General features: G+C 56.1%; 7 protein-coding genes. 2 read left to right on the forward strand and 5 right to left on the reverse strand.

All coding sequences use genetic code 11. The features are described 5' to 3' along the window. Positions 1 to 86 precede the first annotated feature (86 nt). From rsmB to def, 3 genes are read right to left on the reverse strand one after another with little or no spacing between them, the layout of a single operon-like run. On the reverse strand, positions 87 to 1,421 hold the full coding sequence (rsmB, locus tag B2Z72_RS12220; protein ID WP_296981641.1) for a 16S rRNA (cytosine(967)-C(5))-methyltransferase RsmB: 1,335 nt from the start codon (positions 1,419 to 1,421) through the stop codon (positions 87 to 89). Then, positions 1,418 to 2,368: a methionyl-tRNA formyltransferase gene (gene fmt, locus B2Z72_RS12225; RefSeq protein ID WP_296981643.1), complete on the reverse strand. Its 951-nt coding sequence runs from the start codon at positions 2,366 to 2,368 to the stop codon at positions 1,418 to 1,420. The genes rsmB and fmt overlap by 4 nt, the downstream gene beginning before the upstream one ends. Next, positions 2,368 to 2,892 (reverse strand): peptide deformylase, encoded by a 525-nt coding sequence (gene def, locus B2Z72_RS12230; RefSeq protein ID WP_296981646.1) that lies wholly within the window; start codon positions 2,890 to 2,892, stop codon positions 2,368 to 2,370. The genes fmt and def overlap by 1 nt, the downstream gene beginning before the upstream one ends. Before the next feature lie 110 nt (positions 2,893 to 3,002). On the opposite strand from def, the gene B2Z72_RS12235 reads away from it, so the two are divergent. Continuing rightward, a complete protein-coding gene (locus tag B2Z72_RS12235) occupies positions 3,003 to 4,064 on the forward strand; it encodes a LysM peptidoglycan-binding domain-containing protein (protein WP_296981648.1) in 1,062 nt (353 codons plus the stop codon). Between the two features lie 60 nt (positions 4,065 to 4,124). Continuing rightward, positions 4,125 to 5,282, forward strand: coding sequence for a DNA-processing protein DprA (dprA, locus tag B2Z72_RS12240; RefSeq protein WP_296981649.1), 1,158 nt, complete (start codon positions 4,125 to 4,127; stop codon positions 5,280 to 5,282). 68 nt (positions 5,283 to 5,350) lie between these two features. Here dprA and B2Z72_RS12245 read toward each other — a convergent pair whose 3' ends face one another. Then, complete coding sequence (locus B2Z72_RS12245) at positions 5,351 to 6,517, reverse strand: PepSY-associated TM helix domain-containing protein (RefSeq protein WP_296981651.1); 1,167 nt, start codon at positions 6,515 to 6,517, stop codon at positions 5,351 to 5,353. A 9-nt stretch (positions 6,518 to 6,526) separates the two neighbouring features. After that, positions 6,527 to 8,557, reverse strand: coding sequence for a TonB-dependent receptor (locus B2Z72_RS12250; RefSeq protein WP_296981653.1), 2,031 nt, complete (start codon positions 8,555 to 8,557; stop codon positions 6,527 to 6,529). Positions 8,558 to 8,766: the final 209 nt, after the last annotated feature.

An 8,766-nucleotide genomic window follows, 5' to 3' on the forward strand; every position in this document is an offset into this window, starting at 1 on the left:
CCCTGTGCAAAAAGCTTGTCCTGACTATTGGTCATACGGTCTTAATACCCTGTGGCCGCCCCGCAGGTACAGCTCGCGTTATGGTTTCAGGCCTTCTTCGTCATCAGGGCGTAGTAAAACCCGTCATGGCCATTCTGTTGTGGAAACAGTTGTCGCCCGGCATTACAGGCGCTTCCCCATGAAAAGTCCAGCGCTGTCAGCACCAGATCCTGAGTTGCATCAGCAAAGGCAGCGATCTGATCACTGTTTTCCTGCGGCAGTACGGAGCAGGTGGCATACAGCAGACGGCCGCCTGGTTTCAGCATAGCCCAGGCCGTCTGTAACAGGCTGGCCTGCAGGCTGCTCAGCTGCTCAATGTCTCCGCGCCGGCGCAGCATTTTGATATCCGGGTGGCGGCGGATCACGCCAGTCGCGGAGCAGGGGGCATCCAGCAGAATGGCATCAAACAGTTCACCATCCCACCAGGCATCGGTGTCGGCCATATCCGCACACACCACGTCGGCCTGCAGCTGCAGACGTTCGAGATTTTCATGCACCCGGCCAAGACGACTTTCTTCAATATCCAGTGCAACGACACGGGCATCCGCACGCTCCAGCAGAGCGCAGGTTTTTCCGCCCGGAGCAGCACAGGCATCCAGAATCCGATCACCGTCTTTGGGGGCGAGTAACTGAGCAGCCAGTTGTGCCGCTTCGTCCTGCACACTGACGTCGCCATCGGAGAACCCCGGCAGCTGGGTCACATCGCAGGATTGCGCCAGATAAATGCCCACATCTGAATAAGGCGCTGCGCTGGCTTCAATACCGGCATCGGCCAGACGCTGCAGGTAATCATCGCGGCTGCTGTGTTTCAGGTTGACGCGCAGGCACAGCGGCGGACGTTCGTTGTTCTGCACAAAAATGTCCTGCCAGTCATCGGGCCAGGCTTTGCTGAGCATTTTCACCAGCCATTTCGGGTGGCTGGTGGCGGTCACCGGGCTTTCATCCAGCGGTGGCAGCAGGGCTTCGTACTCACGGCCGTAACGACGCAGGCAGGCATTGATCACCGGTTTGGCATAACCCTTACCCAGTTCTTCGCAGACATCCACAGTGGCGTGTACCGCAGCGTGGGGTGCTTTGTTCTGAATGGCCAGTTGATACAGGCCAATGATCATCAGCGCATGCAGGTCCTGATCTTCTTCACCGAAGGGGTTTTTCAGCAGGATTTTGACCAGTGCATTCAGGCGCTGAAAGTGGCGGCAGCTGCCCAGCGTCAGATCGCGCAGAAAGCCACGGTCTTCAATAGCAACGCGGTTTTCCAGCGCCGGCAGTACCTGATTAAGAGACTGGCCGTTCATCACGGATGACAGCGCCATAGCAGCAGCACGGCGGGCGCTTAACTCAGAGTTACTGCTCTGATTCCAGATCGAGGAGTTATTACTCAATGTTGTGACGCCAGCATGTGATTAACCTGAAACAGCTGCGGCTGGCCGTTGATAACGTCCGCCACAGACATAGCTTTCTTACCCGGCAGCTGCACGGTACTGATGCGCAGAACGTTTTCGCTGCAGGCCACTTCGATGCCTTTCGGGCTGACGTTAACAATCGTACCGGGCAGCATGTCGGTTACTTTCTCTAGCATTTCTGCCTGGAATACGCGGATGCGGTTATCGCCCAGCAGAGTGTAAGCCATCGGGAATGGGTTGAACGCGCGCACTTTACGGTCCAGTTCGCTGGCACTGAGATTCCAGTCGAGCAGCGCTTCTTCTTTACTCAGTTTGTGTGCGTAGCAGGCGAGCATATCGTTCTGAATTTCCGGCTTGAGTTCACCCGCTTCCAGTTTCGCCAGAGTATCCAGCAGGGCGGGCGGCCCCATTTCGGCCAGGCGATCATGCAGGGAGCCGCCGGTTTCGTCGGCGCTGATGCCGGTGGTGACTTTGCTCAGCATGTCGCCGGTATCGAGACCTTTATCCATCTGCATGATGGTAATGCCGGTTACCATATCACCGGCTTCGATGCAGCGCTGAATCGGGGCGGCACCACGCCAGCGTGGCAGAATGGATGCGTGCACGTTGAGGCAGCCGTACTTCGGAGCGTCGAGCACAGACTGTGGCAGGATCAGGCCGTAGGCGACCACGATCATCACATCAGCGTTTAATGCTGCCAGTTCTTCTACTGCCGCCGGGTCTTTGAAATTCAGCGGCTGATATACCGGGATATCATGCTCCAGTGCGACCTGCTTAACCGGGCTCGGCTGCAGCTTTTTACCGCGGCCGGCAGGACGGTCCGGCTGACTGTAAACGCCGATGATGTCATGTTCTGAAGCAATCAGGGCACGCAGATGCGCTGCAGCGAAGTCTGGCGTACCGGCAAACAGGATGCGCAAGGCCATTAATTTTTACCTTTGCGACGGGCTTCCTGTTTGTGTTTCTTCTCCAGCTTATCCTTAATGCGGTTGCGCTTGAGCGGGGAAATGTAGTCCACCATCAGCTTGCCATCGAGGTGATCGACTTCGTGCTGGATGCAGACGGCCAGTAAACCGCGGCATTCCATCTCAAATGGGTTACCATCGCGGTCAGTGGCTTTCACCAGGCAGTGTTCGATGCGGGTAACGTCTTCATAGAAGCCGGGTACCGACAGACAGCCTTCCTGCATGGTTTCTTCTTCGCCGTCGAGAACTGTGATCTCAGGGTTGATAAAAGTCAGTGGTTCGCTTTTATCTTCGGACACATCAATGGTAATGATGCGCTCATGCACGTTAACCTGTGTGGCAGCCAGACCAATGCCCGGGGCCTCATACATGGTCTCGAACATATCGTCGACGATGTTACGGATGCGTTCATCCACCGTTTCAACAGGAGCGGCGACGGTGCGTAAGCGTGGATCCGGGTATTCTAAAATTTCGAGTAAGGCCATAGAGTTAAGAGCTTTTATAGAAACAAATGGTCCTGACTTGCTAATATGCAGGTCAGGCAGTGATATTCAATGCGAGATTGCCAATCCGCCAATGATAAAGGGAATACAGGATGAGCAAAACCATCAAGGGCATTCTGATTGCTGGTTTGATGGGTCTTTCTGTCAGTGTTAGCGCACTGACGCTGAAAGCCGATGCACCGCAGACATACGTGGTCAAGAAGGGAGACACTCTGTGGGGTATCTCGGAACGTTTTACCAGTGATCCCTGGCAATGGCCTGAAATCTGGTATCAGAACGACCAGATTAAGAATCCGCATCTGATTTATCCGGGCGATGAAATTGGTCTGGTGGAAATTAACGGTGAAACCCGACTGACCGTTACCCGTCGTGGTGACGCCAGCCGTACCTACAAAATGTCGCCGGGTACGGTAAAAATGCAGCCTACAGCCCGCGTTGAACCGATTGAATCCGCGATCCCGGCGATTCCGCAGGATGCTATTCAGGGCTTCCTGAAACACCACCGGGTGGTGGAACTGGAAGATCTTGATAAAGCCCCGCGCGTGCTGGCCGGAGCTGATGGCCGTCTGATCATGGGCGCTGGTGGTAAGGTTTATGCCCGTGGTGATTTCGGCGACGAGGTCGCCAATGCGTATGGCATCTACCGCAAAGGTCAGGTTTACGTTGATCCGGAAACTGAAGAAGTTCTCGGTTTGGAAGCCACTGAAATTGGTGTTGGTAGTGTGGCTGGCAAAGAGGGGAATATTGCAACTCTGCTGCTGGAACGTACCGCTCAGCAGGTATCCATTGGCGATGTGCTGCTGCCAACCGATGACCGTGAGCTGATCTCCAATTACTACCCGAGAGCGCCAAAAGGTAAGCTGACCGGAGAGATTCTCGCCGTGGATGGTGGGGTGTCACAGGTAGGTCAGTTTGACGTTGTGGTACTTAACCGTGGCGAGCGTGATGGTCTGGAACCTGGCTCTGTGCTGTTGATCATGAAAAAGGGTGAGATTGTTTATGATCGCATCAAAGATGAGCAGGTACGGTTACCTTCCGAGCGTGCGGGCAGTCTGATGGTATTTCTGACTTACGAGAAAATGTCGTACGCTCTGATCATGCGCGCCAATCGCCCACTGCGTATTGGCGATGAAGTGGTAAATCCGAACAACTGATAAATCCTGCGCCCCGGACTACCTGACAGGTGGTCCAGTGGGCACTGACAAGGAACGTTTATGCTCACGGATGAGCTGTTGCTGGCCTGGTGGCGCCTCGCGCGCCTGCCTGGTCTGGGCAATGTCTCCCTCGCTGAAATCCGCCAGCGTCTTGGCGACCCTTCCCGTTTACTGAACGCCAGTCTTCAACAACTTACCGCTTGTGGTATCAGGCCAGATGCTGCGCAGCAATGGCTGGATAATCCTCACCCAGATGCCGGATTCAAACGTCTGCAGCAGTGGCGTCAGCAGCCCGGCTGCGGCGCTTTGCTTGCCGGGTTTGACCCCTATCCCCAGGCGCTGCTGGCGACCCGCGACGCGCCAACCATCCTTTACTATCGGGGCGACATTGATGCGCTTGAGTCACCGGCGGTGGCCATGGTCGGCTCGCGTAACCCAACACCTTACGCCGCTGAGTGGGCAAAAAACTGTTCACGCGAACTGGCACAACAGGGCATCACCATCGTCAGTGGTCTGGCACTGGGAATTGATGGTGCAGCGCACAGCGGCGCTGTCGAAAGCGGACGTACTATTGCGGTACTGGGGTGTGGCGCCGATGTGATTTACCCCAGGCGGCACGCCCGTTTATTCGACGCGATCCTCGCCAGCGGTGGGCTTATTCTGTCCGAATTCCCGCCGGGAACTGCTGCGCAGGCCAAACATTTTCCATCCCGCAACCGTATTGTCAGCGGTCTCAGTCTTGGGGTCGTGGTGGTTGAAGCCGCGATCAAAAGCGGTTCATTGATTACCGCCCGTCAGGCGGCAGAGCAGGGCCGGGAGGTGTTTGCGTTACCTGGGGCGGTCAATAATCCCCTCAGCCGCGGTTGCCATCATCTGATTAAAGACGGTGCTGTGCTGGTGGAGTGTGCCAATGACATTTTACAGGAGCTGGGACTGCCGGAGCCTGGCTTTGAGCCGGCGTCTTCTCAGAGCCAGATACAAAGTGATCTGTTTGCTGCACCTGGTCGTCAGAATAGCCAGAAAAGCCAGCACAGCCAGAGCAGCAACCGGGTTGCGGTCAACGCTCTGATCAGCCATATCGACTTCAGCGCCACCAGTATCGATGTGATTGCCATCCGCTCACAGTTACCTGTGCATGAATTAATGCCGCAATTGCTCGAACTGGAACTGCAGGGCTGGCTGCAACAGGTGCCCGGAGGGTATTGCCGCTTACGTTGAGCGGCGTTCACTATTTGTTATTCCATCTTTCGTCTGATTACCGGGCTCTTAGCCATTTCAGACGCTTATCACGCTCTCTTCCTTTCTCTTTTTGTGACCAGGCGTTTATCAATCCAGCGCATCAACCCGGTAACAAACAGCAGCGGTGGGATCAGTCCGCAGATAAATACCAGCCAGCGCCCGAACAGGCCGAATGCTTCGCCACTGTGCAGGGCATGCAGCCAGTTGAATATGGTATCGCTGGCGCTGGCGGCTAAAGGGTTGATAGTGGCGAGCACCCGCCCGGAGTACTGATCAACCCAAACCCGGGTATGGGGAAAACGGCGGCTGGGCTCGCCCGGCTGATACAGGCGGAAGCTGTAGGTATCCAGGTAATCTGCCGGTGTCTGCAGCCAGCGCAGTTCAGCCGTGGGGAATTCATTCAGGGCGATCGCAGCAGCCTGCTGAGCGGCAATACGCTGCGCTGGCTGGTCACTTTTCCAGGCGTTTGCCGGCGGCAGAGAATTGACTGCAGGCATCGCGGTTCGTGGTGAGATCTGTTCCAGTGCAGGGCTGAACCATTGCGGGCGTTCGAGCATGGCGCCGGTAAGGCACAGCATAACGACAACGATCAGGCTGTAAACGCCGGGGCGGGTGTGCAGATCGTAGATGCGGCGGATGGGGTGCGCATGGCGTTTGAAGCTCAGAGCTTTGCGCCATTTTTCACTGTTGCTTTTACCTTTCGGCCACCACAGATACAGGCCGCTGAGGCTGATAAACAGCGCGATTAATCCGCACACTGCGGCCAGAGTTGCGCCGCTCTGTTTCATCAGCAAGGTGAAATGCAGGTCGTACAGCCAGGTCATCAGGGTATCGCCCCAGAACCTCTGACTGGTGATCTCATAGCTGACCGGGTCTATGGACACCAGCATTGGCGCGAAACCTGTGCCTGCGGTTTCTGCCGGTTTCATATAGCGTGCATTCAGCGGCTGACCGTTTAACGGCATTTCCAGTCGCCAGCTGCCGTGGCGTTCGCGGTTGGTCTGCTGCAATACCTGTAAGGCGCGGTCGGCATCAATACTGGCCGTGGCGGATGGTGCCTGTGGCTGAATCTGCGGGTTCAGCCACAGGTCGATCTGTGGATAAAACACCAGCAGACTGCCGCTGAGGCTGATGATGGCAAACACCAGCCCGACGCTCAGACCGGTGATTTCGTGCAGGCGTGCGACAGTCTTTCTGACAGCGTGACGGCTCATAACCAGCGTTTACAGTTCGTAGTTAAAGGCTAAATATACCCCACGGCGTTCACCGGCGGTGTGCATTCCGCCAACCTCGTCTGACCAGAACCATACATACTCGTAATAGCGGTCAGTGAGATTGCGCACCTGCAGGTTGAGCGACATGCGGTAATCGATCTGATAATTCACACTGGTGTTGAGCAGCACATAGCTGCCGTAGGTGTGGGTGGAGTTAGCGCTGTCGATGTAATAACCGCCCTGGGCGCGGCCATCCAGCATCCAGCTCCAGTCACTGTTAATCTGATACTGGCTGCCGGCACTGATCAGATAATGAGGTACGTGGTCGATATCGTTGTTGTCATTGGTATTCTCATCCGGCGCATCAATAATCTGCGCCCGCTGCCAGCTCCACGACAGCCAGCCCGACCACTGGTCAGTCGGCATCAGATTAAGCTGCACATCCAGGCCGCGTCGGCGGGTGCGGCCGACATCTTCGGAATCGTTATTGGCGGAATTCAGTACACGTTTGGATTCGCTTTCAGCAATCTGCTGCCACAGCGCAACGCGGCCGTTCAGCCAGGACGCAGGCTGGAATTTCACTCCGGTTTCCCAGCCGGTATTGATCGATGGCTCGGTCACTTCGGTGTTGCTGTCGGTCTGATAAGCGGCGCTGCCGATACCGATCTGGAAGGTTTTGCCCCAGTTGCCGTACAGGCTGGCGCTGTCGGCAAAGGCCCAGATAACACTCATCTTCGGCTGTTTAATGGTGCCGTAATCGTTCAACTCAGCGGAGGTGTCGTTGAGTTCGTTATGATATGTACCATTGAAGCGATCGAGGCGATACGCCGGAATCAGTTGCAGACCATCGACAGGTTCAATCATGGCTTGCACATAAGCACCGGCGTTATTGAGGTAACTCTGCTGGTTGCGGGTCTGGCTGGTTTTCGCCCGTGCAACCGTGGCGTAACGGCGGCTCTGATTATCCTGATGTTCGTAATTCACACCGCCGTCGAGGCGGAAATTCATGTCAGCTAACGCGCCGGAATCCGGCAGCCAGCTGATATCCGCCAGCACACCGGAGTGGCGTTCATCGGTATCACGCAGCTGCTGGCCGGTCAGGTAATTCACATAACGGTTATAGCCGTAGCGGTTGTGATAACCCTTAACCGCTAATGACAGTTCATCGCTCAGTTGGGTATCCAGATGCAGACCAAACTGATCCATCACCTGCTCATCGCCGTCGTAACGGTTGCGCTCCAGCGACTGCCACGGGTCATGGGCGCTCTCTTCACCAGTCAGATACCCCGAAGCATCGGCGTCCATATAAAAATGGCGCGCGGTTAAGCCAAGGCTCAGATCATCGTCATCGGTGCTGTAAAACCATTTGCCTGACAGAGTGTATTTATCGCTGTCGCCATGCTCGCGGGCGGTGTCTGTGTGCTGCACACCGGCGAAATAATTCTGCGCGAAATTGCCGTTATCCACACCGGCGGCCAGCTGGGTTTCGGCGGTGTTATAGCTGCCAGCGGAGGTACGGCTCTTCAGATAATTGCCGCCCTGCAGGGTTTTCATGGTTACGTTGCCGCCGATATTGTGCAGGCCGTAACGGGCATCATTGGTGCCGCGCACCACTTCCACCTGTTCGGTTTCCAGTGGAAAGATGGTGCTCATGTAATACATATTGCCGTCGCTGGTGTTCGACGGCAGACCATCGATCAACAGCTTCACTGCGTTCACTTCGCCTTCGCCGTTAAAACCCCGGATCGACGGCTTACCCGACACCGCACCCTGGCGGAATTCCGTGATCTGAACCCCCGGCATCATGCCCAGCATTTCCCAGCTGTTGAGATTGGTCTGGGTGGCGATGATATCGGCGTCGAGGCGGTCGGTGGAGGTCAGGACGGCGGCACTGCGTTGCTGTTGGGCAGACACTTCGACGGTACCCAGGTTAAGCGTGGTGGTATCGGCTGTGGCAGACGGGGCGGAATCACTGGCATAGCTGAGCGGCGTTGCAGCAGCAACACTGATACTCAGCCAGAGAGCTTTATGTGAGGGCATAAATACCTTGGCGGGCGAGTAAACATTTAAACTGGTAAATGCGTTTCAGTTTCAATTGCGCATCTTGCCCGGCATTGTATGGAAGCTTTGTGCCACGCGGCAGCGGCAGGATGTCACAGGCAGATAAGCGGATTACCGTGCGCTCACTGCGCCGGCAGAAAAAGGTGGAGAGAAGGGACGGGGGGGGGGGGAGGGGGGGAAAGAGGGGA

The sequence above is a fragment of the Thalassolituus sp. UBA6592 genome (assembly GCF_002433655.1).
Lineage (GTDB): Bacteria > Pseudomonadota > Gammaproteobacteria > Pseudomonadales > Oceanobacteraceae > Venatoribacter.